Origin of the sequence: Clostridium uliginosum, assembly GCF_900112485.1 — a bacterium.
Taxonomy (GTDB): domain Bacteria; phylum Bacillota; class Clostridia; order Clostridiales; family Clostridiaceae; genus Clostridium; species Clostridium uliginosum.
Window position 1 is genome coordinate 12,713 of sequence record NZ_FOMG01000023.1, and the last position, 25,786, is coordinate 38,498.

The 25,786-nt window shown below is 28.2% G+C and carries 22 protein-coding genes; 16 read left to right on the forward strand and 6 right to left on the reverse strand.

Annotated elements, in window-relative coordinates:
• Window positions 1-80: 80 nt before the first annotated feature.
• On the forward strand, window positions 81-533 hold the full coding sequence (locus tag BM027_RS13405; protein ID WP_090092824.1) for a GNAT family N-acetyltransferase: 453 nt from the start codon (window positions 81-83) through the stop codon (window positions 531-533).
• Window positions 534-845: 312 nt separating this feature from the next.
• Here the strand turns inward: BM027_RS13405 and BM027_RS13410 are convergent, their stop codons facing one another.
• The gene (locus BM027_RS13410; protein WP_090092826.1) at window positions 846-1,580 is read right to left on the reverse strand and encodes a GntR family transcriptional regulator; all 735 of its coding nucleotides are present in this window, start codon (window positions 1,578-1,580) and stop codon (window positions 846-848) included.
• 865 nt (window positions 1,581-2,445) lie between these two features.
• On the opposite strand from BM027_RS13410, the gene udp reads away from it, so the two are divergent.
• The 4 genes from udp (at window position 2,446) to deoD (ending at window position 6,884) form a co-directional block, all read left to right on the forward strand.
• On the forward strand, window positions 2,446-3,216 hold the full coding sequence (udp, locus tag BM027_RS13415) for a uridine phosphorylase (RefSeq protein ID WP_090092829.1): 771 nt from the start codon (window positions 2,446-2,448) through the stop codon (window positions 3,214-3,216).
• 304 nt (window positions 3,217-3,520) lie between these two features.
• Window positions 3,521-4,723 carry a NupC/NupG family nucleoside CNT transporter gene (locus BM027_RS13420; protein ID WP_090092830.1) on the forward strand — a complete coding sequence of 401 codons (1,203 nt, stop codon included), beginning with the start codon at window positions 3,521-3,523 and terminating at the stop codon, window positions 4,721-4,723.
• Between the two features lie 241 nt (window positions 4,724-4,964).
• Window positions 4,965-6,155, forward strand: a complete 1,191-nt coding sequence (deoB, locus tag BM027_RS13425; RefSeq protein WP_090092833.1) for a phosphopentomutase — start codon at window positions 4,965-4,967, stop codon at window positions 6,153-6,155.
• A gap of 21 nt (window positions 6,156-6,176) precedes the next feature.
• The gene (deoD, locus tag BM027_RS13430; RefSeq protein WP_090092836.1) at window positions 6,177-6,884 is read left to right on the forward strand and encodes a purine-nucleoside phosphorylase; all 708 of its coding nucleotides are present in this window, start codon (window positions 6,177-6,179) and stop codon (window positions 6,882-6,884) included.
• A 659-nt stretch (window positions 6,885-7,543) separates the two neighbouring features.
• Here the strand turns inward: deoD and alr are convergent.
• Both alr and BM027_RS13440 read right to left on the reverse strand, forming a co-directional pair.
• Window positions 7,544-8,704: an alanine racemase gene (gene alr, locus BM027_RS13435; protein ID WP_090092839.1), complete on the reverse strand. Its 1,161-nt coding sequence runs from the start codon at window positions 8,702-8,704 to the stop codon at window positions 7,544-7,546.
• A gap of 188 nt (window positions 8,705-8,892) precedes the next feature.
• A complete protein-coding gene (locus tag BM027_RS13440) occupies window positions 8,893-10,341 on the reverse strand; it encodes an aminotransferase-like domain-containing protein (protein ID WP_090092841.1) in 1,449 nt (482 codons plus the stop codon).
• A 226-nt stretch (window positions 10,342-10,567) separates the two neighbouring features.
• Here BM027_RS13440 and BM027_RS13445 point away from each other — a divergent pair, with 226 nt between their 5' ends.
• The 4 genes from BM027_RS13445 (at window position 10,568) to BM027_RS13460 (ending at window position 15,314) form a co-directional block, all read left to right on the forward strand.
• A complete protein-coding gene (locus BM027_RS13445) occupies window positions 10,568-11,338 on the forward strand; it encodes a DUF2087 domain-containing protein (RefSeq protein WP_090092844.1) in 771 nt (256 codons plus the stop codon).
• A 10-nt stretch (window positions 11,339-11,348) separates the two neighbouring features.
• Window positions 11,349-12,599, forward strand: coding sequence for an MFS transporter (locus BM027_RS13450; protein WP_090092846.1), 1,251 nt, complete (start codon window positions 11,349-11,351; stop codon window positions 12,597-12,599).
• Window positions 12,600-12,826: 227 nt separating this feature from the next.
• Window positions 12,827-13,234: a MarR family winged helix-turn-helix transcriptional regulator gene (locus tag BM027_RS13455; protein WP_090092850.1), complete on the forward strand. Its 408-nt coding sequence runs from the start codon at window positions 12,827-12,829 to the stop codon at window positions 13,232-13,234.
• Between the two features lie 178 nt (window positions 13,235-13,412).
• Window positions 13,413-15,314: an FUSC family protein gene (locus BM027_RS13460; RefSeq protein WP_090092940.1), complete on the forward strand. Its 1,902-nt coding sequence runs from the start codon at window positions 13,413-13,415 to the stop codon at window positions 15,312-15,314.
• 108 nt (window positions 15,315-15,422) lie between these two features.
• On the opposite strand, the gene BM027_RS13465 is transcribed toward BM027_RS13460, so the two are convergent.
• Window positions 15,423-16,100: a hypothetical protein gene (locus BM027_RS13465; RefSeq protein ID WP_090092861.1), complete on the reverse strand. Its 678-nt coding sequence runs from the start codon at window positions 16,098-16,100 to the stop codon at window positions 15,423-15,425.
• Entirely contained in the window at window positions 16,100-16,594 is a 495-nt protein-coding gene (locus tag BM027_RS13470; RefSeq protein WP_175559991.1) for a glycosyl hydrolase family 8, read from the reverse strand. The genes BM027_RS13465 and BM027_RS13470 overlap by 1 nt, the downstream gene beginning before the upstream one ends.
• A 456-nt stretch (window positions 16,595-17,050) precedes the next feature.
• Here BM027_RS13470 and BM027_RS13475 point away from each other — a divergent pair, with 456 nt between their 5' ends.
• From BM027_RS13475 to BM027_RS13490, 4 genes are all read left to right on the forward strand, one after another.
• Window positions 17,051-17,383 (forward strand): PadR family transcriptional regulator, encoded by a 333-nt coding sequence (locus BM027_RS13475; RefSeq protein WP_090092863.1) that lies wholly within the window; start codon window positions 17,051-17,053, stop codon window positions 17,381-17,383.
• Window positions 17,384-17,385: 2 nt separating this feature from the next.
• The gene (locus tag BM027_RS13480; protein ID WP_090092866.1) at window positions 17,386-18,042 is read left to right on the forward strand and encodes a permease prefix domain 1-containing protein; all 657 of its coding nucleotides are present in this window, start codon (window positions 17,386-17,388) and stop codon (window positions 18,040-18,042) included.
• Between the two features lie 4 nt (window positions 18,043-18,046).
• The gene (locus BM027_RS13485; protein WP_242943336.1) at window positions 18,047-18,943 is read left to right on the forward strand and encodes a DUF4097 family beta strand repeat-containing protein; all 897 of its coding nucleotides are present in this window, start codon (window positions 18,047-18,049) and stop codon (window positions 18,941-18,943) included.
• A 511-nt stretch (window positions 18,944-19,454) separates the two neighbouring features.
• Complete coding sequence (locus BM027_RS13490; RefSeq protein ID WP_090092870.1) at window positions 19,455-20,054, forward strand: DUF5105 domain-containing protein; 600 nt, start codon at window positions 19,455-19,457, stop codon at window positions 20,052-20,054.
• 162 nt (window positions 20,055-20,216) lie between these two features.
• Here BM027_RS13490 and BM027_RS13495 read toward each other — a convergent pair whose 3' ends face one another.
• Window positions 20,217-22,226, reverse strand: coding sequence for a methyl-accepting chemotaxis protein (locus BM027_RS13495; RefSeq protein WP_090092873.1), 2,010 nt, complete (start codon window positions 22,224-22,226; stop codon window positions 20,217-20,219).
• 587 nt (window positions 22,227-22,813) lie between these two features.
• Here BM027_RS13495 and BM027_RS13500 point away from each other — a divergent pair.
• From BM027_RS13500 to BM027_RS13510, 3 genes are all read left to right on the forward strand, one after another.
• Window positions 22,814-23,566: a YoaK family protein gene (locus tag BM027_RS13500; RefSeq protein WP_090092876.1), complete on the forward strand. Its 753-nt coding sequence runs from the start codon at window positions 22,814-22,816 to the stop codon at window positions 23,564-23,566.
• Window positions 23,567-23,979: 413 nt separating this feature from the next.
• Complete coding sequence (locus tag BM027_RS13505) at window positions 23,980-25,230, forward strand: L,D-transpeptidase family protein (RefSeq protein WP_090092879.1); 1,251 nt, start codon at window positions 23,980-23,982, stop codon at window positions 25,228-25,230.
• Between the two features lie 52 nt (window positions 25,231-25,282).
• Window positions 25,283-25,726, forward strand: coding sequence for a hypothetical protein (locus BM027_RS13510; RefSeq protein WP_090092881.1), 444 nt, complete (start codon window positions 25,283-25,285; stop codon window positions 25,724-25,726).
• The last annotated feature ends 60 nt before the right edge of the window (window positions 25,727-25,786 follow it).

Below are 25,786 nucleotides of genomic sequence, written 5' to 3' on the forward strand. Positions count from 1 at the left end.
ATAATTAGTAAATAAGTTATTTATTTAGAGATACCTAAGAGTGTAACAATGGAAAGAAAAATTTAGGAGGAATTAAGATTATGAGAAGAGTAGAAAGTAAAGATTCTGATATTTTATTTAAATGGATTAATGATGAAGAGGTAATAAAAAATTCAAGATATATGAAGGGAAAATCCTTAGAAGAATTTGATGAATGGTTTCAAAAAAGAATTAATAATAAAAATGTTTATATGTTTATATTAGAAAAAGAAAATAATTATATAGGACAAATTAATTTTGAAATAATTAATAGAGAAGCCATAATAAACTACTCTATAGATAGAGAGTTTAGAAATAAAGGTTTTGGCAAAGAATTAGTAAAATACATACAAGATTTTATATACGATGAGTTAAAAGATGTTGAAAAAATTGTTGCATATATAAGAAATAGTAATATTCCATCAATAAAAGTTTTTGAAAGCTTAGGATTTATTAGCGAAATATATGAAAAAGATGCTGTTAAGTTACAAAATAATATTAGTAGAGATAAATGATTCTTATAAAGTATTAAACAGCTAAAAAAGAAACATACCAATAAATAGTGGATACTGTTATATTTTTGTAAAGTGGACATTGAAATTAGATTTTTAGACGTTATTAAGTGAGAGTCCAAATTTTATATTTGGTACCTCAAACTTACTCAGCGAATGAATATGAGTCGAGTTTCCTATATCAATTTCTTAGCCCACTGAACAACATATAACAATATCAACATAGTTTTAAAACAGCTCTAAATATTTTAATGAAATGAAATCGTTATTATTGCCGATAATAACGATTTCGTTAATTATCACTACATAATATAGTTATTTTGTAGGATGAAATTTAATTGAGCTAGATTTTATAGGTAAATAGTGTTTGTTAGATACTATTGGAAATTCATTATTTTTGTATATAGTTTCTTGTAGTAAATTAAATTTCCCTTCAGATGAAATTGTATACTTTTTAGCAGCAAAATTTCCTGAAGTTGAATATTTTATTTCAATTAATACATTATTTGCTTCTTCATAGATATCTTTTTCAAGTATTTGTAAAAGTTGAGTTTTATCATTTAAATCAATATTAAGAGTTGAAATAGTTTCAATTGGTATCAAAGTAAAGGTATAAGCTATAGTTCTACCTTTAGATTTGTACCATCTATCAACCAAAACAACAGCAGCAGTTTTTTGTATTAAAATTTTATTAAAGTATTCTGTTGGAGGTTCTATACGAAATTCTATTTCAACTTCATCGATTGCTTCATCTATACACTTATAAACAGGATGACCTATTTTTTCTAATCCAAATGCTTTATCAGGTTTAGATTTAACTATGAAGTTACCCTTACCTTGAATATTTTTTACTAAACCATCATCTTGCAGTAAAGCTAATGCCTGCCTTAATGTTGTTCTGCTAACCCCAATCAATTTTGATAATTCAGGTTCTGATGGTAATCTGCTTCCTTCAGGAAAGGTTCCTTCATTTATCATTTTAAAAAGCTTATTATATACACTAACATATCTTAGTTCTTTTGGTTTTTCAATTAAATTAATTTCATTCATAAAAAATAGCACCTTTCTAAAGAAATTCATCTATTAAGTTATATTAACAATTATTTTCTTAAATGACTAAATCCTAGTAGAAAAAACAATTGATAAAAAGCATAATTTTCTTTTATATGATTATAATAAAATATATAGACATGTTTTAGACAAGTAGACAATTAAAACGTAAACATAAATATTACTATTTTATTATAACCTCATTTATAAAATATGGCTAATTAAATAATATAATTTTAATTAAAAGTGATAAAATAATGTATTAGTATATTACTAATTTAAGAGTATTGCTTGATTTAAACTAAGTTATCAAGTAATTCTTATGTTCAGGTGGAAATTTTATTATAATGAATATATTATAAATTTCAACATTGGAAGAACTTATTTATGGCTATACTAGATCTTAATTTATACTTTTAGAAGATAGGAGTTAACGGAGGAAAGATATCAGATAAACAATGAGTTTAGAATAAGTAAAGTAAATATATTAGAATTTCAACATGTTTAATATAGATTTTAATGAAATCGCTTGACATGAAAATAATAGACATGCTATCATTTAAAAATAGACAATAATACAATATGATAGACAAGTTAAAAGATCTATATATGTTTTTAGTAGCTTGCTGTAACCGTATTCTACTTATAATTAATATTAAAGTATTAAATTAAACATAAACATAAGGCATAATCAATTAAATAATAAGTCCATCTGTCAAGCCTATTTTTTATTAGGCTGTGTCAGCAGATTGCTCTAATATCACCACTATGAGACCAATCTACTTCCTTGCCTAATGAAAAATAATCATGACATTTTGGACTTGTTATTTTCTTTCATATGCCTAATTAAAATGGAGGTATTAATATGAATTATTCACAAGGTTCAGGTAAACAATATCATATCAATGTTGGAGCAGGAGATGTTGGAAAATATGTTATTCTGCCAGGAGATCCTAAAAGATGTGAAAAAATTGCTCAATATTTTGATGATCCTAAGCTAATTGCTGATAATAGAGAGTATGTTACTTATACAGGATTTTTAGATGGTGTTAAGGTAAGTGTTACATCAACAGGAATTGGTGGACCATCAGCTTCAATAGCATTAGAAGAATTAGTAAAGTGCGGCGCTGATACTTTTATTAGAGTAGGTACATGTGGTGGAATGGATATTGATGTTAAAGGCGGAGATATGGTTATAGCAACTGGTGCAATTAGAATGGAAGGTACTAGTAAAGAATATGCTCCTATTGAATTTCCAGCGGTTGCTAATCTTGACGTTATAAATTCATTAGTACAATCATCTAAAGACTTAAATGAAAATTATCATGTAGGAGTTGTACAATGTAAAGATTCATTTTATGGCCAACATTCTCCAGAAACAAAACCTGTTAGTTATGAATTAATGGATAAATGGAATGCATGGTTAAGATGTGGATGTCTTGCATCTGAAATGGAATCTGCTGCTTTATTTATAGTTGCAAGTTACTTAAAAGTACGTGTTGGTTCAGTATTTTTAGTAGTTGCCAATCAAGAACGTGAAAAGGCAGGATTAGAAAATAAACAAGTTCATGATACAGAAGCAGCAATAAAGGTTGCGATAGAAGGACTTAGAAATTTAATAAAAGCAGACAAATAGAATAATAAATAATTTTACTAAGGCACATGAAAGAAAATAAAAAGTCAAAGATGCGACGTATATTTTGTCTTAAGATGAGTTCAACTAAATCCATCTGGAGTGTAAAACTCCAGATGAAAAGTTTCACTTTGTGCCAGACAAGGAGGTAATATTAGTTAATAGCAAGCTATGGGCTAATATTACCGACGCAGTATGACACAAAATAGACTAGCATACTGACTTGTTATTTTTTTAAAATGTGCCTAAAGTATAAAATTCAATGTAAATAGATTGAATATGTAGTACAAAAGATAGGGGAATAGAAATGAACATAATTATAAATTTAATAGGTATACTTTTATTATTAGCAGCAATATATTTTTTATCTTCAGATAGAAAAAGTGTTCCTTATAAAACTGTATTAAAAGCAATTGCAATACAGTTTGTTATTGCATTTTTATTAGTAAAATTTCCATTAGGAAGAGTTATAATTGGAAAAATTTCTGATGTAGTTACTAAAGTTCTTGATTATGGTAAAGAAGGAATTGGATTTCTATTTGGTAGTATTGGAAATGCATCATCACCAACAGGTATGATATTTGCTATACAAGTATTAGGAAATATAATTTTTATTTCTGCTTTAGTTGCAGCTTTATATTACTTGGGAATATTAGGATTCATAGTTAAGATTATAGGAAAAGCTGTTGGTAAAGTATTAGGGACAACTCAGGTTGAAAGTTTTGTTGCTGTTGCTAATATGTTTTTAGGACAAACTGAGAGTCCAATATTAATTAGTAAATATTTAAATAGAATGACTGATAGTGAAATTATAGTTGTGTTAGTATCAGGAATGGGAAGTATGTCAGCTACTATAATAGGGGGATATACAGGCTTAGGAATTCCTATGGAATATTTACTAATAGCAAGTGCAATGGTACCAATGGGAAGTATAGCAATATCAAAATTATTATTGCCTGAAAAAGAAAAAACTCAAAGTATTGAAAATGTAAGTATGGATAATAAAGGAGATAATGAAAATCTTATTTCTGCCATTTCAGAAGGAGCTATGAATGGATTTCAAACAGCTGTAGCAATAGGTACTTCATTAATTGCAATTATATCTTTAGTAGCTTTGGTTAATGGTATTCTTGGAATATTTGGAGTTAGTTTACAACAAATATTTTCTTATATATTTGCACCAATTGGATTTTTTATGGGATTAAATGGTTCAGATATATTTACTGCAGGTCAATTATTAGGGAGCAAATTAGTGTTAAATGAATTTGTTGCATTCCAACAATTAGGAAACATATTAGGTGAATTAAATTATAGAACTGGATTAATACTTACTATTTCACTTTGTGGATTTGCTAATATTTCTAGTATGGGAGTTTGTATTTCAGGAATTTCAGCATTATGTCCAGAAAAAAGAAATACACTTGCTAGATTAGCGTTTAAAGCAATGATTGGAGGATTTTCAGTTAGTGTTTTAAGTGCAATGATTATAGGACTTATTACGTTAATATAAGGCTCTGTTTAAAAACCGTGTTGATATTAAAACAGAACCTAATATAAAAAATACTTTAATTAATAAATATTTAAAATAACAGAATTAATTGTATGATATTGCAAAAAATAAACAGAGTTCTTAGTTTAAATATAGTGAAATTATCTTTAGGCACATCCAAAAAAATAACAAGGTCAGTATGATAGTCTATTTTGCGTAATGTGCCTTAAAAATACTTTGTTAATTTAGAAAGGATGAGATTATGAGAAAATATAATAGGATTTTTACAATTGTAATAGATTCACTTGGAATTGGGGAGATGAAAGATTCAAAAGAATATGGAGATGTTGGTGTAGATACACTTGGACATATATCTGAATCTGTAGAAAGTTTTAATATTCCTAATCTACAAAAATTAGGTTTAGCTAATTTACATTCTATGAAACATGTAGATTCTGTAGAAAAACCTTTAGGACATTATATGAAAATGAAAGAAGCAAGTGTTGGAAAAGATACAATGACTGGTCACTGGGAGATGATGGGACTGAAAATTGAAACTCCATTTCAAACATTTACAGATACAGGTTTCCCTAATGAATTATTAGACGAACTAACAAAAAGAACTGGTCATAAAATTGTAGGAAATAAGAGTGCTAGTGGTACTGAAATATTAGATGAACTTGGTGAACATCAAATGAAAACAGGAGATATGATTGTATATACTTCTGCTGATTCTGTTTTACAAATTTGTGGTCATGAAGAAACATTTGGATTAGATGAACTTTATCGTTGCTGTGAAATTGCAAGAGAACTTACTCTTAAGGATGAATGGAAAGTAGGAAGAGTAATTGCAAGACCATATTTAGGAAATAAAAAAGGTGAGTTTAAACGTACAAGTAATAGACATGATTATGCTTTAAAGCCATATGGAGCAACTGTACTTAATACATTAAAGGATAATGATTTTGATGTAATATCTGTTGGTAAGATATGCGATATATTTGATGGAGAAGGTATTACAGAATCAAATAAATCAAAAAGCTCTGTTCATGGAATGGAACAAACATTAGAAATAATGGATAAAAACTTTAATGGTTTATGTTTTGTTAACCTAGTTGATTTTGATGCACTATGGGGTCATAGAAGAAATCCAGTTGGTTATGCAGAGGAGTTAGAAAAATTCGATGTTAACTTAGGAAAATTACTAGGAAAATTAAAAGAAGATGATTTACTAATAATAACTGCTGACCATGGAAATGATCCAACTTATCATGGTAGTGATCATACACGTGAATTTGTTCCATTTTTGGCTTATTCACCATCTATGAATAAAAATGGCTTAATGGAAACAGCTAATAGTTTTGCTAGTATTGGTGCAACAATAGCAGATAATTTTGAATTAAAAATGCCAAGCAATACAATTGGTGAATCAGTATTAGAAAAACTTATATAAAATTAAATGGAGGTACAAAAGATGAGTATTCATATTAATGCACCAGAAGGTGCTATTGCAGAGAATGTATTATTACCGGGAGATCCTTTAAGGGCTAAATTTATAGCAGAAACATTTTTAGAAGATGTAGTTTGTTATAATGAAGTTAGAGGAATGTATGGATTTACAGGAACATATAAAGGTAAGAGAGTTTCAGTTCAAGGAACAGGAATGGGTATTCCATCAATATCAATATATGTTAATGAATTAATTGAAAGTTATGGAGTTAAAAATCTTATAAGAGTTGGAACTTGTGGTAGTTATACTGAAAAAGTTAAGATAAGAGATATTATCATTGCAATGTCAACTTCAACAGACTCAAATATTAACTTAGTAAGATTTGAAGGAAGAACATTTGCTCCAACAGCAAGCTTTGAATTATTAAAGCCTGCTTATGATATAGCTGTAAAAAAAGGATTTGATCCTAAGGTTGGAAGTGTTTATAGCTCAGATACATTTTATGGAGATGATAATGAAGATTGGAAGAAATGGGCTAAGTTTGGTTGCTTAGGAACAGAAATGGAAACAGCAGCGTTATATACTATTGCAGCTAAATATGGAGTTAATGCATTAACATTGCTTACAGTAAGTGATCACTTTGTAACACATGAAGTTGTAAGTGCAGAAGATAGACAAACAACATTTAAAGCAATGATGGAAGTTGCTCTTGATACAATAGCTGGCTTATAAATTGTAATAAAATATAGGGGCTGTCTCAAAATTATAAAGTGAAGTAATAACAAAGAAATAGAAATAACATTTAGGCACATGAAAATAAATAACAAGTCCAAAACTGTCATGAATATTTTTCATCAGGCAAGGAGGTAAAGTGCTATCATAGCGGGTATATTATGGCATTTTGCCGACGCAGGATGATGGAAAATATGCTGCCAGATGGACTTGTTATTTTTTTGATTGTGCCTTATTAAAGAAGACTAGAAAAATTTCGCTAATAGTTTCTAACATTTAAAGTTGTACCCATAAAAGATTGCTCCTAATATGCATTAGGACAATCATTTATGGAACAACTTCAAATGAAGAAACTCTAAGCTTATTTTTCAATGCTTCTTCCACAAATGTTATTTCTATTTTTTTTTTTTCGAATATACATCATATCATTAAATGATTTGTATTATGAGACAGCCTCTTTTTTAGTATGAATAGCTGATTAAATCTAGCTTTAAAAGTATTGCTGTATGAACTTGTAAAAAAATTCAGAAAAATTATCCTCAAGGGGAGTAGCACTAGCAACTTTGTTCCATTAAGTTAGGTGTTTTTAGGCATAAGAAAGAAAATAACAAGTCAAATACACTATCATACTGACTTGTTATTTTAAAAAATATTCCTTATTAAAGATAATTTCTTACAGCTATAACTTTTTCATTTTTAATATATACCCTAGGTATTCTATATTTAAGCATACAAAGTATTTCATAATTAATTGTTCCCATAATTTCTGCAAGATCATCTGCATCTAATTTTAAATTTCCTTCTTGTCCAAGTATTATAACCTCGTCTCCAACATTAACACTTCCAATGTCTGTTACATCAATCATACATTGATCCATACATATTTTTCCAACTACTTTTGCCAATTTTCCATTTACAATTACTTTTGCTCCGTCAGTTAATAATCTAGAATAGCCATCTGCATATCCTATTGGAATAGTTGCTATAACACTTTTTCTCTCTGTTTTAAAAGTTCTACCATAGCTTATATACATATCCTTATCAATTTCTTTAACATGTGATATGCTTGCCTTTAATGTTAAAGCTGGCTTTAGTGAAAGAACTTTTTTGTTAACCTCATTAGAAGGATAATATCCATATAATATAATTCCGGCTCTTACTGCATCTAAATAGGTTTCTGGCATATCCATAATTGCACCACTGTTTGAAGCATGTTTTATTGGAATTTCAATTCCAATATCTGAAAGTGCACCAACAAAACTTGTAAACTTATTAAATTGTTCATGTGTATACTCTTTATCTTTTTCATCTGAAGTTGAAAAATGAGTAAATATTCCAATTATATCTAGACCTTTTAAGTTACATATTTGTGATATATTATGCAATGAACTTTCATTTGGGAGAAATCCTATTCTGCCCATTCCACTATCTATTGCGATGTGGATTTTAGCTTTTTTATTAAGACTTACGGCTATGTCAGATAATTCTTTTGCATATTCTGCGTCATAAACAGTTTGTTCTATATCATATTCTATTACTTCTTCAGCTAAAGATATTGGAGTATAACCAAGTATCATTATAGGAGCATTAATAGAATTTCTTCTAAGTTCAATTCCTTCAGTTAAAACTGCTACAGCAAGTCTTGAAGCACCGTTTTCAAGCAATGTTGGAACCACATCTAATGCTCCATGACCATAGCAATCAGCTTTAACAACTGCGATTACTTCTTTATCTTTAGTTAAGTTTTTTATATTTTTCATATTATAAGCTATTGCATCTAAATCTATTTCAGCCCATACGGGTCTCATTATTTTTTCCATTATTTTTCCTCACAATTTTTATTTAAATCAAAATATATATTGCAATAATATTAATATTTACTATTACATGTATTTTAATTTAGGGTATTTGTTACAACATATATATTGTAATAAAATGAATACAAGAATAAAAGAACCACTAAGTCTGTAAAATCTAGGAGTAGTGGTTCGTAGCAGTATGTTTAGTGTCATTTGCTTAATAGTTTTAAATTGTCTCCAATGATTTTAATACCTTTTTTAATTTCTTCATCAGTTACTTTTCCAAATCCTATTCTAAATGTATCTATACCTTTGTCATCTTCATAGAAAATATCTCCAGGCATAAATATAACGCCATCTTTATAGCAAAGGTCTAAAAGTTTTCTGGAATTTATATTATCTTTAAGTTTCACAAAAATGTGGAGGCCACCTTCACCCGTTACATATTCATAAGCAATATGTATATTAACCATATCCATAACAAGGTTGTATTTATCTCTATAATATTTTCTTACATTTTTTATATATCTACTAAAGGCACCGCTTTTCAAATAATAATAAAATGCACTTTGATCTAAAAATGATGAATGAATATTTTTTCCTCTTTTAACACTTTCTAAAACATCTATAAGCTTTTCATCTCCAAATATCCATCCAATTCTAAGACCTGGAAATAGTATTTTAGAAAGACTTCCAATATATATTACTCCATTGCCCTCACCAGATAAAGATGCTATTGGTTCAATAGGGGAGCTGGAGTAGAGTAATTCCTCAGTAAAGCCATCTTCTATTATAGGTACAGAATATTTTCCAAAAAGTTTATAAATTTCTTTTCTTCTTTTAGTTTTAGTGACTATGCCTGTTGGATTATTATAGGAAGGTATTAAATATCCAAACTTAGGGTTATATTTATCTAAAGATTTTTCAAGTTCATTTAAGTTAAGGCCTTCTTTATCCATCTTTACTTGCACAACTTTTAAGCCATAAGCTTTCATAATCTTTAATGCTGTATTATGAGTTGGCTCTTCACATAAAATAACATCACCTGGTTTTGTTAAAGAGCCTATAACTATGTCAAAAGCCTCAGTAAAACCATTTGTTATTAAAATATCTTTATTCTTTGTGTTTACGCTTTTTTCCTTCATGTAGTTAAAAAAATAATCTATTAAGGGTTTGTATCCTTTAGCATACCCATAATTAAGTAGATTAGCTTCTTCATAAGTCCATGCATCTAAAAGAGATCTTTTGAAATCATCAAGATTAAAAAGATGACTTTCAGGTGAAATGGATTTAAAAGATATCATTCCTTTTTTATATGTAAGTTCACTTTTTATAATATCAAGGTTTTTAAGAGTATTTCCATATTCATTAATTCTTGAAGAAAAATCTATATTATATTCATAACTTTCAGTTTCACCTTCTAGTAAAATGAAAGTGCCTATACCTCTTTTTGTAATGATTATTCCTTTACTTTCTAACTCTTCATAAGCAGAAATAACAGAATTTCTACTTATGTTTAGAAATTTGCTGACTTCTCTAGTAGAAGGAAGTTTACTATCTTTTTTTAATTCACCTTTTTTAATTCCATCAATTATATGTCTTTCTATTTGCATATAAATGGGTTCATCATTATTTATATTAAGAGTAGAAAATATCAAGTTTAGATTACCTCCTGTTAAATTATATTTAAATTATATCTAAGTTGAAACTTTTATACAAATTGTAGCACAAAGAAATTATCAAATAATATAATATATGAATAGAAAAAAATGAATTATGCAAACTAAAACTAAAAACGTTTATCAATATATAGACAAAATTCAATTAATGGTATATTTTTAATAAAGAAAGATAATTTATATTAAATTGAAAGGGATTGATTATATGGATATAAAATCAAATGAATTATTTTGGAGTGCAACAATAGATGAAGTGAAAAATGGGTTTATAGAGAATGATAATGAATATAAATGCATATTTTGTGAAGAAATATTTCAAAAGGGACGTATATATGAAATAAAATCAGAATTATATGATGCAAAAAAAGCAACAGAAATTCACATAGACGAAAGACATGGTTCTATACTAGATTATTTATTAAGAATGAATTCAGCTTTTACAGGAGTATCAGATGTTCAAAGAGAAGTAATAACATTAATTTCACGAGGTTTATCTGATAAAGAAATTGCAGCAGAGCTAGGAGTTGCTCAATCAACTATTAGAAATCATAGATATAAGCTAAGAGAAAAGGAAAAGCAATCAAAATTATTTTTAGTTATGATGGATTTACTTTCAAACAATACAAGTAAAAAGATTAATAAGTTAGATAAGGAAGTTATATGTGATGCTCCTAAGACAGCAACTATTTTAGATGATAGATATAATATAACTGATAAGGAAAAAAATGATACTATTAAAACATATATGGATGAAAGTGGAGCATTAAAAAGTTATCCTGCTAAAGCAAAAAAGAAAATTATTGTATTAGAAGAGATAGTTAAGAATTTTTCTAAGGGAAAGACTTATTCAGAAAAAGAGATTAATAGAGTTTTGAAAAGAATATATGAAGATAATGCAACTATAAGAAGAGCTTTAATAGAATATGGATTTTTTGAAAGAACAAACGATTGTAATAGCTATTGGGTGAAGGAGTAAATAATAGAAGATGAAAAAAAGTAAAAATTTATGGATGTATATAGGGGGAAGATTCATATCCCTTATAGGTAGTGGGATTCAAATGATAGCACTACCACTTTATATACTTGACTTAACGGGTTCAGGAATATTAATGGGTGTTTTTTCAATATTAACACTTGTACCAGCACTTATAACTGCACCTTTTTCAGGAATAATCGGTGATAGAAGAAATAGAAGAAACATAATGATAGCCATGGATTTTGGAAGAGGTGCACTTATACTGTTCTTTGGAATAATTGCTATGACAGGATTTTTAAATATTTATATTTTATTTAGCCTACAGGTATTTATATCTATAATGGATAGTTTGTTTAATTCATCATCAGCAGCATTGATGCCAGAATTAATATCTAAAGATGAACTAATAGAAGCTAACTCTGCAAAGGGTGGATTTGATGCAGCCTCTATGATTTTAGGACCTGCACTTGGAGGAGTAATTTACGGAGTATGGGGAATACAAATGGTATTTTATATGAATAGTGTTTCATTTATAATTTCAGCAGTATTTTCTATGTTTATTACTTATAATAAAAAAGTAGTTGAGAAAGAAAAGATAAATATTAAGATGTTTTTAAATGAAAATTCTGAAGTATTAAAGTTTATTGTAAATAAAAAAGGATTATTTCAACTTTTTACATTTGCTATGATTTCAAATTTTTTACTTGTTCCAATGTTTGATATAGTAATGCCATATGCACTAAAGAAAGAAGTTGGATTTGCCTCACAACAGTACGGATATATAATGGGATTTTATACAGTAGGTATATTGCTTGGAAATATTGCAATTTCAGTATATTTTAAAAAATTAGGATTGAAAAAGCTTATGAGATTTGGACTTATTACTGAAACTATTGTAACGATAGGGGCTTGTGCATTAGTTTTTCCACAAATAGTAAGTATTTATGGAGGAGCAACTTGGACATTGTTTATATCAATATCAATCTGTTGCATAACTATGGGATTTTTTAACGCTTTTGTGAATACACCAATTTCAACAAACCTTCAAAATTTGGTTCCAGATGAAATGCGTTCTAGATTTTTTTCAATAATGGGAATGTTTTCTCAAGGTGCAGTACCTGTAGGAGCTTTATTGTTTGGTATTTTACTTGACACAATGAAGTATTATAATCTTTTAACTATTATAAATATACTAGCTGTTTTAGTCGCAGCGATATTTTTAACAAGAGCTTGTGATGAGGCTTATGAAGCAAAAGAATAAATAGAAAGGATTTCACTCAATAATTAATTGGCGAAAATGAAATTGAAATTTAATATGAGGTGTTAAAGATATATTAAGGGTTGCTATTGTATTTAAAGGAAAAGATGATAGAATTACTTCTAAAGAAAATAATTGAGTAATTAAAGAAACTTGATTATTACTAATTCAAATGATATACTTACCTAAGTAATCATTACCTAGGTAAGTAATAGGGGGGTGAAATAAAATTGAATTTATTTGGTCATAAAGCAAATCAATTAGCTCGAAGTTTTACTAAGAAATTAAATGAGAAAATTTCTCCACTTGGTTTATATGCTTCACAATGGGGAATTATATTATACTTATATGAAAAAAAGCAGTGTACACAAATTGAATTGAGTCAATATCTTGGAGTAGAAGCTCCAACAATTACAAGGACATTAGCTAGGATGGAAGAAATGGGGTGGGTAATCCGCGAAGCAGGAAATGATAAGCGTGAAAGACATATAAAATTAACAGAAAAAGCTTGTGACATGTTTCCACAATGGTATCAAGCTGCTAATAATATAGAAATAGAGGCAATAAATGATATTGATAAAGATGAACTAGAGATTTTTAATAATATTTTAGAAAAGATGAGAAAGAACTTAGATTAGGAATGTAAGTCTGGCAGAAAAGAATTATGAATTAGTTGATAATAATATAAGAATAAACTTCTTTCTTATGTAGTAGGCTACTAGTATTTATATGGATTTTATACAGATACTAATTTTGTTGTTATTTAAATTTTTGAATGAAATGAAAAGAATAAATTATAAGAAAGAAGGAGCACATATGATTAAAACTATAACAAAACAAGCATTTAAAATTAATAAAAAACCTTTCCCCTGGCAAAAAGCAATAAGTGCTGCTATCTGTGCAGGGGTTCCAGTAATTATTGGTCTCTTAACAGGTCAACTACATTTAGGGTTATTAGGTGGAATAGGGAGTTTTTCGTATCTATATGTTTTTAATGAACCATATGCAGAGCGTGCAAAAAAAATATTTTTTGTTGCCATAGGTATAAGTTTATCAGTTGCTCTAGGTACATTAGCAGCACCCTACCCCTTACTTGTTGTTTTAATAGTGAGTTTAATAGGAGCAATAGCAACCTTTATATTTGGTGTACTTAAGATACCAGGTCCAGCAGCAATATTTTTTGTGTTAAGTTTCATAATGACAACAGGGATGCCTATTGATCCATCATCAGCCCCTATCCGTACTGTCATAGTATTGATGAGTGGTCTTTTTGCATGGACAATTAGTATGGTAGGATGGTTTTTTAATCCGCATGGTCCAGAAGTAAAAGCCCTTAAGGAGGTTTATTTAGCTTTAGCAGCATTTAGTGAAGCTATTGGTAGTGAAAATATTAATAATGTACGACAACGTACTGTTAATGCCTTAAAGGAATCAGAAGAAACTCTTTTAATAGGTTATATTCCATGGAAGAACTCATTCTTATTTAATAGATTATCTCTTCTAAATGAACAAGCTAATAAGTTATTTTTAGAAATGCTTGAATTGCATTTTAATAGATATACTAAGTTACCAAAGGAATTTGGTGAGGTGATAAGAAAGTTATCTATAGGAATTGAATTAAAAGATGGAGAGACAATTAAAATAGATCCGTTGCCTCAGGAACTAGATCATGATTATCATAATCTTTTAGAGATAATTTATGATGCTGAGGCCATTATCAATATACCATTAACATACATTGGACATGGAATAAAAATTTCAAAATCTTCATTAAAGATGAAACTTACTAAAGCTTGTGATAAAGATTCAATAGTGTTTATTAACGCACTTCGATATGGAATTGTTCTTTCAATATCGACCATGATAGCTTTTAATTTTCCATTTACCAGGCCTTATTGGATTACACTATCATGTGCTTCTGTTATGTTGGGTTCAACTATTTTGTCCACCTTTCATCGGGCAATTCAGCGTTCATGCGGTACGATAATTGGATTGATGGTAGCTATTATTATTTTCAAATTACACCCACAAGGTTTCATGATAGTTATAATTAACATGTGTTTAACAGCAATGACAGAACTTTTTATTGTGAAAAATTATGCCGTAGCAGCGGTGTTTATCACGCCAAATGCTTTGCTTATAGCAGAAACTTCCACTCAAATACATAACGTTTCCTATTTTGCAACGGCACGTATTACAGATATTCTGATTGGGTCCATGATTGGATTAATTGGCACGTACCTTTTTGGACATCGTTCAGCTTCTAGTCGATTACCGGATTTAATGGTGAAATTAATACGTAGTCAAGCTAGAGTGTTAGTTAGGTTGGCATCTAATAGGAAAGGGAATAATAGTGATAATACAAAATGGATAAAAGAAAAAATGGAGATAAATTTTATGAATTTCAAGATGGCCTATAACACAGCATTAGGTGAGATTCCTAATAATGAGGAAATGCTTGAAATGATGTGGCCAGTGTTTTTTTCATTAGAACATATTAGTTACTTGCTTGACCATTATTGCACAACAAAGGGATCTTTAAGCTTATCCGATGAAAATTTGGCACAATTGCTACTTGTATTTGAAACAATGGCAGCTGCTGTTGAACAAAAACAAGTAGTACAACCTAAAAAAGTTTCTATTATAAAGGAAATACCGAAAATTTGTAAAGAAATTAACGTACTTCAAGAAGCTTTAAGTATAAAAAGTATATGGTAAAAGACTAGAAAATGGAATGCATATAGGTTCGTACTGTCCTCTTTTCAATGAAAAGAGTAGTTAGTTTGATTTTAAGCTATTAGGAATTAAAGAAAGTGAAAAATATATTCACCAGTTTCCAGTTGCAACTATCATTGTCATAAGCTTAAGTGTATTTTCATAGAAAGTACAACTTTCTATTGGTTTGTTTATTAGGGTTTTCCAAATAGAAATAGTCCAAGTATCGTGTCCTTTTTCAATGAGGGAACTAACTAAAAATGGTGCTATAAAAGATATATCGTTAGTAGAACCAAAAGGTTTACCAGGAGAATCATTAGCTACATAGTAACCTGACTTTATATTTTCAGGATTAGATAAAGTTTCTTTCTTAATCCACTTATTTAAAGTATGAAGCTCAGTAGTTACTGGAGTTTTATTTAAAATAATATCCATGGAATATCGCCAAGGGATTCTACAACTATTAAAATAATAATCACCATCATGAATAGTTTCTAAAACTTTAACTTTTGGTGCTATATATTTGCCTTTATACTTTATAAAAAAATCGGGCATTAAACCATTATATTTACTTTGTTTTTTCATCTGCTCAGAAATAATAGAATTAATTGTTTTTATTACTAATTTCCACTTCTCACTATTCTTGGTATCAAATTTGATAAATTCTCTTATATGATATATTAAAAAATCTGAGCTTCTGGTAACATATTTGAAATTGTTAACTTTTATTCCCTCAACCCAATCCCCTAAGGTTAAGATATAATCATTTTTATTTACGCAGCTATTCATTAAGGCATTAATCCTTTTAACTGCCCATTTTTATAATTAATTTTATCATTTTCACCCCAAAGTTTATGGGCAATAAGTAAGCTATAACTAATATCCATGTCTCCATCAGTAGCAGAAGAAGTTTCAGGTTCACTATTAATAATGCTACCATTAGAATCTTTAATCTGCTGCCATGCCATTAAGTTACTATTATAAATACTAGGATATGATTTTATATAATCATATATTGAGGTGAAATGATCTTTAGCTGAGGGATCAAATTTACTCATAATTGAGAATATTACCATACCATAACCTATTGCTTCTGAACAAGTAACTGCATTATTAGAAGTAGGTTGGTCTAGAGTATAAAAGAGGTATTCCTTTAAAGGAGAAGAGTCTTCTACAGGTCTTAAGTAACGAATCTTCCAATCATTATAAAAAGATAATAGTTCCGTATTTAAGTTAGCTTGGGAATAGAGATTAATTAATGAATCATTATAAATTGTAATCACCACCTTGTTAGTAGTATATTTTTTTGAAAGAGAAAAGTGCTAGAATCATGAACTATTATAACTGTAATGTTACAATTTTGAAGATCACTTGATTATTAATAATGAAAAATAGTAATTTTTAAGCTGTGCGCCTATATTGAATAAGTGTACGGTTTTTTTAATATACCAAAATAAAGGGGAGCGGTTTTAGTGGTGTCTTTTGTTGTAATTTTCAGGAGGATGGATAAAAAAGTTTATTGAAGTAGCAACATTTTATAATAAGGATGATTTATAAATTTGGAGATGAATGAATTTAGATGAGTGTGGAGTTATTGAATTTATAAATCAATATACATAAAAATAGGATATACATTATAATTATATATACCTTGACAGGCGAGGTATATATAATTATAATAGGATTGTTGTAGGAAATAAATTACAAGTTAATATCCAATAACTGAGAGGAGTGATGGAATGTCTATAACATCAGATATAATAAGAGGACATACAGAAACCATAATTTTATCACATTTGGAACAAAAGGATAGCTATGGTTATGAGATTAATAAATCAATACAACAAAAAACAGACAATCAATATGAGCTTAAAGAGGCAACATTGTATTCTGCATTTAGAAGACTAGAACAAGCTACTTTAATAACTTCATATTGGGGTAATCAAACTACCGGAGCAAGAAGAAGATATTATTCTATTACACCACTAGGAAGGGCTACTTTAAAGCAAAACAAGGTAGACTGGGAGAACGCAAAGCAATTAATTGATAAATTGATTCAGGGAGGAGAATAAATATGTATGAAAAATTTCGTGAAAGATTAGAGGAATTGTTTAAAAATGCACCAGAAACTCATAGAGCAAGGGAACTTAAAGAAGAGTTATTAGCTAATCTTATGGATAAGTATAATGATTTAGTATCTTGTGGGAAAAGTGAGGAAGAAGCTTTTAATATTACAATTTCAGGTATTGGTGATATAGATGAGCTTATAAGAGGATTGAAAGAAAAGGATGTATTTGACTATGAACAGATGAAAAAAAATAGTAAAAAAAGTGCATTAATTTTATCAATTTCCATAGGATTGTATATTATGAGTGTAGTTGTACTAATATTATGTAATGAAGTGTTTAAGATTGATGAAAATATAGCAGTATGTTTAATGCTAACAATAGATGCAGTCGCTACTTGTCTTATAGTATACAATGCAGTTTCTCGTCCTAAATATATAAAAGCTGACGATACCATTGTAGAAGAATTTAAAGAATGGAAGTCAGCTAATAATACGGAAAAACAATTGATAAAATCCATAAAATCTATAGTGTGGTTAGTTATTACGGCTATTTATTTTGCTGTAAGTTTTGCATTTGGTATTTGGGGATATTCTTGGATTATATTTATAATTGGTTCAGCTATTGAAAAAATTATTACTTTAGTTTTCGAATTGAGGAAGTGATAATATGAATAGGATTTTAATAAAGATATTAATTGTAATATGGTTAATTATTGCAGTTGGATTTACAGCGCTTCTTGTGTATGGCATAGCCTATAATAAAGGGACGGGAGATATTTTTAGTTCGTTTAAATATGGAGTTGAATATTCACTTACAGTTCAAAAAGATGAAAATATAGATTTAATTAGTTTAAATAAAATAAATTTAGATTTTTCAAGTAGTGAGATAGTAGTACAGACTACAGATGAACCTAATATGAGAATAGTTCAAAAGTCAGCTAGGAATTTAACTGATGATGAAAAGTTTACAGTTATAAAACAAGATAATGAAGTTACAATAAAAACAAATAATTTACAAAAGCATTTTACTATATTCAATTTTGGAAGCTCTGAACAAAAAATTGAAGTATATATACCTAAAAACTATAATAAGGATTTATATATACAGTCATCTTCTGGCAATATTGAATTCAATTCAGATATAAATCTAGATAGTCTTAGTTGTATAGCTAGATCAGGAAACTTAGTTGTAGAAAATACTATAAATGCTAAGGATATTAATCTAAAGGCTAGTTCTGGTAACATTGATGTAGAATCTTTAATAAGTAAAACCTATAAGATTAATACTGATTCTGGAAATATTAAGATAAATTCGCTAGTTGGATCCGGCGAATTACAAGCATCTTCAGGAAATATAAGAGTAAACTATAAGGATATTAGTGAATATTCAAATGTTAGTGCACATTCTGGAAATGTTAATTTAGTAATTCCAGAGGGATTAAGCTTTGAATTTAATGGAAAGTGCACTTCTGGGGATATAAAATCAAGTTTTGATTTGAATTATAAGAATAAAAAAGGAAATGAAGCAACAGCTCAGATTGGCAGTGCACTTATAAAAAGTTAAATGTAAACACAAATTCTGGGAATATAAATATTTCTAATTAAGTTAAATCTTTTGTGAATTAAATAAAGTATCAAAACAGAGCCATATTTTTAAATGTTATCCATCATTTAAATCCTCGACACAGATGTCGGGGATTTTGATTTTTGTGTGAATTTAACAGAGAGTATTTTTGGTCTATTATTTTCTTTAATGTGCCTAAAGTAAAACTAGTTATAATTTTATTACGAATATATATATGAAGCTTCAAAATTACAGTGAAGGGGGTGAAGGATGATTAAAGAAAAGAAATTAATAAAGCTTGTAAAGGAAAAGGGCAATAAGGCTTCAGCTGAAGAGCTTATAAATATACCAGTATTATGTGCAGTTCATAGGTAAATATGTTTAAAAGATATATACTTCAATATAACTTTTTTAGATAGACTTGTTTTATTTTTTATAAGTTAAAGATTGTAAAAAATATTCTAGTATTATACAATTAAAAAGAATACTTAATTTAGGGGGAAATAAGATTATGAAACAATTTAAAAAAGTAATATCAATTGCTATTCTTTTGATATTAGTTATTGGAGTATGTGGATGTGGAAGTAAAACACCATCTGATACTGTGAAAAATTATTTAGAACAAGTTAAAAAAGGGGAAAATGGTGAATTTAAAAATCTACTTAACAAAAGTTTAGAAGAAACTGAAAATGAAAAAAAGGATAAACTTTCAGATGAATCAACAAAAAAAATAATAGGAAATATGAAAAAGTTAACTTATACAATAAATTCTGAAAACATAAATGGAGATTCTGCAACAGTAAATGTAAAAGTTAATGGTCCTGATATGTCTAAAGTAATGGCAGATTTTATGCAAAAAGCATTTTCAACTGCTTTATCACAATCATTATCAGGTAATAAGATGAATAAAGAAGAGCAAAATAAATTATTCGAGAGTATGTTACTTGAATGCTTAGATAATGTAACATATAGTGATAGAACAGGAGATATTTCATTAACAAAGACAGATGGTGAATGGAAAATTAACAATGATGATTCACTAATAAAATTATTACTTGCAATAGATCCTTCTGCTTTTAATGGAGAAAAAACTACAGATACAAATAAATAGGCTAATTTAAATTCAATATGCATACCGTATCATGTGTAGTTCATAGGTAAATATGCTAGAAAAACCCTCTGCCTTTTAGACAGGGGGTTTTTCAGCAAACTAAAAATTTCTTCTGATTTAGTTTTTATAGAGTTAAGCAATTTCTAAATAAATATTAAAATTTTATATTTTAAATTGATTTACATTTTCAATCATTTTTTTACTCATATCATTTAATAAGTTCACAGAATTTGATAATTCTTCTGTAGAACTTGTCATTTCTTCAGTTGAGGCTGCTATTTCTTCAGCTGAGGCAGACACTTCCTCAGCAATTGAAGAAGATGTTTCTATTTTAATCAAAATATTTTCCTTATTTTCATTTAAATCTTCAACAGAATTATTAGCTACTGCCATTTTAGGGGCTATCTCATCAACTGCAACTGTAATTGTTTCAAAAGATTTCATTGCTGTGTATATATTACTTTCTTGAGTTTTAAGTTCATCTTTCATAGTATCAGTTGTATTAACCATAATGTTTGTATCAATAGAAATTTCTGATATTAAGCTGGAAATACTTAATGAAGATTCTTTACTTTGTTCTGCAAGTTTTCTTATTTCATCTGCAACAACAGAAAAACCTCTACCAGATTCACCAGCTCTTGCAGCTTCTATAGCTGCATTTAATGCAAGCAAATTAGTTTGTTCAGAAAGACTATTTATTAAATTAGTTATTTCATTTATCTTTGTAACATTAGATCCTACACTTTGTATTTTTACAATTAAATCATTAAAGGCTTCATTAACATTTTTTACAGAATGAGTAACAGTTTCCATTTCTGTATTACTAGAATTTGCCATAGATTTTATATTATTTGTATTTGAATCTACATCATGTATTACGTTAACCATATCTTCTAATTTAGCACTAAAATTTTGCAGTATAGCAGTAATATCTACTAAATCTTGAGCTTGATCTACAGTTCCTTTAGCAACATCATTTGTAGCTATTGAAATATTTTTACTTGAGGATGACATTTCAATAGATAGTGCTGATAAATTATTGGTTTGAGTATCTATACTAGAAGAGCTTAATTTTATATTATTAATCATAGCTATCATAGCAGTTTTCATAGTATCTATAGATTTTGCCATTTCCCCAAGTTCATCAGTTCTATCTAAAAGCTTTTCTGAAATATCTAATGTTAGATTACCTTCAGAGATAGATTTTAACTGTTCCATCGATAATTTTATAGGACTTGTAATAGAAGATGATATTATCAATACTATAAAGGTACCTAATAAAATAAATACACCTAACACTATTCCTATAACTAATTTCAAAGTAGTTAACTCACTTAAAATTTCATCTGTTTCAACTACTATAGCGACAGACCATCCTGTACTTTTGATTGGTGCATATCCTACATATTTATTTTTACCGTTATAAGAGTATTCTCCAGACGCATTTTCACCTAAAACCATTTTCTTTTCTATTTCTACTATTGATTCTAAAGCTGAGTCTTTTTTTATATTTTCGAAATCATTATCTTCATTAATTACTAATTCTTTATTATTATGTGCAATTATAGTTCCTTTATTATTAATCATATATGCAGTGCCTGTTTTACCAAATTTAATTGCATTAGTATAATTGCTTAGTTCATTGCCATCTCTAATAGCAGTCAACACTCCAACTATATTATTATTGATTTTTATTGGTACGCTATATACAACTATAAGAGTATTATCAGCCTTGCTGATTATAGGATCAGATACAGAACTAGTTCCTTGCAATGCTTTTTTAAAATAATCTCTGTCAGCAATATTTAATTGCTGATTATCAGTATTTACTCCCTTCCCATTAATGTCTGCAAAAGTCATTTTTAAATATCCATTTTGCGTTGCTCTTTCTGAAAGTATAGCTAATTTTTCTTCGATAGGTGTAGTTTCACTTTTGATTTTTTCGTTAGTAGCTAAAGTTTCTAAAATTTTAATTTGTGTAGTAAGTGAATTTTCTACAGAAGAACCTGCTTGTTTAGCAACTTCAGGTAAAGTGGTATCAACTGTTGCAACTACAGCTTTTTTTGATATGTACATAGAAATTAAAGAAATTCCTGCACAAATGGTCACTATTAGTGCTATAAAGCATAGCAACAATTGATGTTTTAGACTCTTGAATTTTAGTTTTTTCACTATTTGTTCCCCCTATATCATTAGTTAGGCACACTTATCTGTTATTTTTTTGAATGTGCTTTAATAAAAGTAATACTATTATCTATCGTAAAATCAGGTGAAAACTTAAACGAATATTTACCTAATGATATATTAATTTCTAAAAATATCGATTGAAAGAAATTATTGGAACAAATAGTTAATTTTTAGTTAGGTATGTAAGCAAAGCTATAAGTTGAAATTAAAATAGTTACAAATTATAGATATTTAACTAAAGATTACATAAATAGTGTAAAAATTCAATTTGTAGATTTTCCAAGTATAGAAGTTATTATTATTTTTATAATTAGGATATATTTTTTATTTATTTAAATAGCAAAATTATTAATATAATTTTATTAATGGTATAATATATTAGGCATATTCAAAAAAATAACAAGTCAGTATGTTAGTCTATTTTGCGTCATACTGTGTCGGTAATATTAGCTAATAGCAAGCTATGAGATAACATTACCTCCTTGTCTGACACCAAATATACATAACATCTTTGACTTGTTATTTTCTTTCATATGCCTAATGCATATTTTGTTTTGAAAGGAGATATTGAATTGTTTACTAAAGATAGTAATTTGGGAGTAGCTAAAAAAAATAAAATAATAGAATCAGTACATACAGCAACTTCGGAATCAGTTAGATTAGGGGTACTCCTTGCAATAGTAGGAGGATTTTTAGATGCGTATACCTTTATATGTAGAGGGGGAGTTTTTGCTAATGCAGAAACAGGAAATATTGTATTAGTTGGTGTAGAAACAATCAAAGGAAATTTTGGACAGGCATTTATGGCATTTGTGCCTATTATAGCATTTATAATAGGAGTAGTAGTTGCTGAAAAAATAAAAGAAGATTCCCCGTTGCCTTTTATTTTAGATTCAGAACGCATTATTTTAATAATTGAAGTCATAGTACTTTTTATTATAGGTTTTATACCAAGTACAGCTCCTAATATATTTGTTACTGCTACAATAGCATTTGTTTCATCAGTACAAATATCTTCATTTAGAAAATTAGTTGATTCTCCATATAGTACAACTATGTGTACTGGTAATTTAAGATCAGCAACTCAAGCAGGCTATATGGCTTTTAAAAAGAAGGATTCTAAATTAGCAATAAAGTCACTTCGTTATTTTATAATTATAGGTTCATTTTTATCTGGAGCTTTTTTAGGTGGAGTATTGACATTATGGACTGGAGTCAAATCAATATGGTGTGCTGCATTTATATTAATTTGTGCTCTAATGTTGTTTGTTATAGATGATATTAGATTTAAACTTAAAGATAATAAGGCACATTCAAAAGAATAACAAGTAAGTATGACTTAAAATAGACGTTGCATCTTTAACTTGTTATTTTCTTTCATGTGCCTAAACTATAAAATTATTCACTTGCTCATTAAATTTAAAACGACCATTTCAGATTAAATTATAATCTGAAATGGTCGTTTTTTAGAAATGTCATTAATAGTAAAACAAGAAAATAATATATTTTTGTATATATTTAATGAAATATAAATGGCTAAGGGGAATATTAGCATAATGGAATTCAAATAATAATTGTTTTCACTACATGTATTATAATGTATAATATGTAATATATAACCAAATAAGATTTTGTGACTATAAGACATTTTTTGAATGTGACTTAGTTGTTTATTTGGAGATGCCTTATGTACTAAAAATTAAATACTATTAAGTTTAATTAGAGGGGGGAGATTTTTATGAAGGGAGAAAAAAATAAATCTAATAAAGTTGAGAAAGGTATTATAACTTTTTTTTGTAGTTTACTTGCTATATACTTTGTTTTTTTAAGTAATACCATTAGTGTTTCTGCTAAAACTGTTGATAAAGGGGAGAAAGAAATATCAGCTGAGGCATATATATTAACATTAGAAGAACGAGGAGGAGTGAAAGAACAAATTCAGGGGTCTGATATCGGGTTGAAGTATAGCGAGGAAATATCAAGAGTTGTTTCTTATGATGAAAAATTATTAAAAGAATTTGTAAGTAAGCTTTCTTGTTTTGATGGCAGTAAGATAATTGAATCTAAAAATGCTAAAGTTGAATATAACGGTAATGGTTATGCAATTACAAAAGAGACTTATGGAAATAGAATCAAAAAGGATGTTTTATATGATAATGTGGTAAAGTCAATTCTTAATAAAGATACAACAATAAATTTGGAATCAATCGATTGTTATGAAAATCCTAGATTTATTGAAAATTGTCCAATAGTTGCTTATGCTAATGAGGCTCTTAATAAATATATATCTTCAAATATAACCTATATATTTGCTGGAAACACACAAGTTTTGGATGGCTCTACAATAAAAGATTGGATTGGGATTGATGAAAATTTTCAAGTTACACTTGATGAGACAAAAGTTAGAAATTATGTAGATACCATGGCATATACTTATAATGCATTATTAGGAATTACAATACCAGTTAGTGGTGGTTATGATGGTAATAATCATAGTTGGATAATTGATAGTTCTGAAGAAACGAAAGAATTAATTGAGAATATAAAAAATGGACAAACTATAACAAAACACCCGATATATGCTCAAACTGAAGAAGCTAGTTATTTTAGTGATATTGGTGATACTTATGTTGAAATTGATATGTCTAGTCAACATTTATGGTATTATAAAAATGGCTATCTTATTGTAAATGGAGACATTGTTACTGGTAATGTAAGCGGTGGATGTGCAACACCATCAGGGGTTTATAATTTATACTATAAACAAAAGGATACTGTCTTAAGAGGCCCAGGGTATGCTTCACCTGTATGCTTCTGGATGCCATTTAATAGAGGCATTGGACTTCATGATGCAAGCTGGAGATCGGAGTTCGGGGGAGAAATTTATAAAGAAAATGGTTCCCATGGATGTGTAAATGCACCATACTATGTGGCAAAGGCAGTATATGATAATATTAGTTCAGGAGATCCTATTATATGTTATAATTAGCAATATTCAAAGAAATAACAAGTCAGTATGTTGATACAAAGGAGGAAATGCTATGAAATTTTTATATGGAACTTATGGATTTGATTTACTATCTATTTTTTTGATATTTATAAGTATGTTTCTTAACATTGGACGTTATACTAGGATTTTGGGTGCTTTTTTAATAATAATTGTTATATATAGAGCTTTTTCTAAAAATGTTTATAAAAGAACAAAGGAGTCAAAAAAATTTACGTCCATTGCGAATAAGATGCTAGGTAGGTTTGGTAAAAAACTTCCTGATTATCATAGGACTAGTTTAGAAAGTTATGCGAAAGCCTTTAGAAACTTAATGAATACTTTCAAAAATTATAGAAAATCTAAAAATCAATATAAAAATCAATATAAAATTGTGAAGTGTCCTAAGTGTCGCCAAAAGCTTAGATTACCTAGAGGAAAAGGATATATTATAGCTACATGTAAGAAATGTAATTATGAATTTAAATTAAAAACTTGATAATAAACACATTATTTTAAAAGGTACTTTCTTGTTGTAACTGTTATGTTAAAACAAGAA

Excerpts from the sequence above, each read along its gene's own strand:
- BM027_RS13460 (WP_090092940.1), top strand. The coding sequence starts at position 13,413 with ATGATTAAAACTATAACAAAACAAGCATTTAAAATTAATAAAAAACCT.
- alr (WP_090092839.1), bottom strand. The coding sequence starts at position 8,704 with ATGGAAAAAATAATGAGACCCGTATGGGCTGAAATAGATTTAGATGCA.
- BM027_RS13485 (WP_242943336.1), top strand. The coding sequence starts at position 18,047 with ATGAATAGGATTTTAATAAAGATATTAATTGTAATATGGTTAATTATT.
- BM027_RS13475 (WP_090092863.1), top strand. The coding sequence starts at position 17,051 with ATGTCTATAACATCAGATATAATAAGAGGACATACAGAAACCATAATT.
- BM027_RS13510 (WP_090092881.1), top strand. The coding sequence starts at position 25,283 with ATGAAATTTTTATATGGAACTTATGGATTTGATTTACTATCTATTTTT.
- BM027_RS13410 (WP_090092826.1), bottom strand. The coding sequence starts at position 1,580 with ATGAATGAAATTAATTTAATTGAAAAACCAAAAGAACTAAGATATGTT.
- udp (WP_090092829.1), top strand. The coding sequence starts at position 2,446 with ATGAATTATTCACAAGGTTCAGGTAAACAATATCATATCAATGTTGGA.
- deoB (WP_090092833.1), top strand. The coding sequence starts at position 4,965 with ATGAGAAAATATAATAGGATTTTTACAATTGTAATAGATTCACTTGGA.
- BM027_RS13420 (WP_090092830.1), top strand. The coding sequence starts at position 3,521 with ATGAACATAATTATAAATTTAATAGGTATACTTTTATTATTAGCAGCA.
- BM027_RS13445 (WP_090092844.1), top strand. The coding sequence starts at position 10,568 with ATGGATATAAAATCAAATGAATTATTTTGGAGTGCAACAATAGATGAA.
- BM027_RS13465 (WP_090092861.1), bottom strand. The coding sequence starts at position 16,100 with ATGAATAGCTGCGTAAATAAAAATGATTATATCTTAACCTTAGGGGAT.
- BM027_RS13450 (WP_090092846.1), top strand. The coding sequence starts at position 11,349 with ATGAAAAAAAGTAAAAATTTATGGATGTATATAGGGGGAAGATTCATA.
- BM027_RS13480 (WP_090092866.1), top strand. The coding sequence starts at position 17,386 with ATGTATGAAAAATTTCGTGAAAGATTAGAGGAATTGTTTAAAAATGCA.
- deoD (WP_090092836.1), top strand. The coding sequence starts at position 6,177 with ATGAGTATTCATATTAATGCACCAGAAGGTGCTATTGCAGAGAATGTA.
- BM027_RS13490 (WP_090092870.1), top strand. The coding sequence starts at position 19,455 with ATGAAACAATTTAAAAAAGTAATATCAATTGCTATTCTTTTGATATTA.
- BM027_RS13405 (WP_090092824.1), top strand. The coding sequence starts at position 81 with ATGAGAAGAGTAGAAAGTAAAGATTCTGATATTTTATTTAAATGGATT.
- BM027_RS13505 (WP_090092879.1), top strand. The coding sequence starts at position 23,980 with ATGAAGGGAGAAAAAAATAAATCTAATAAAGTTGAGAAAGGTATTATA.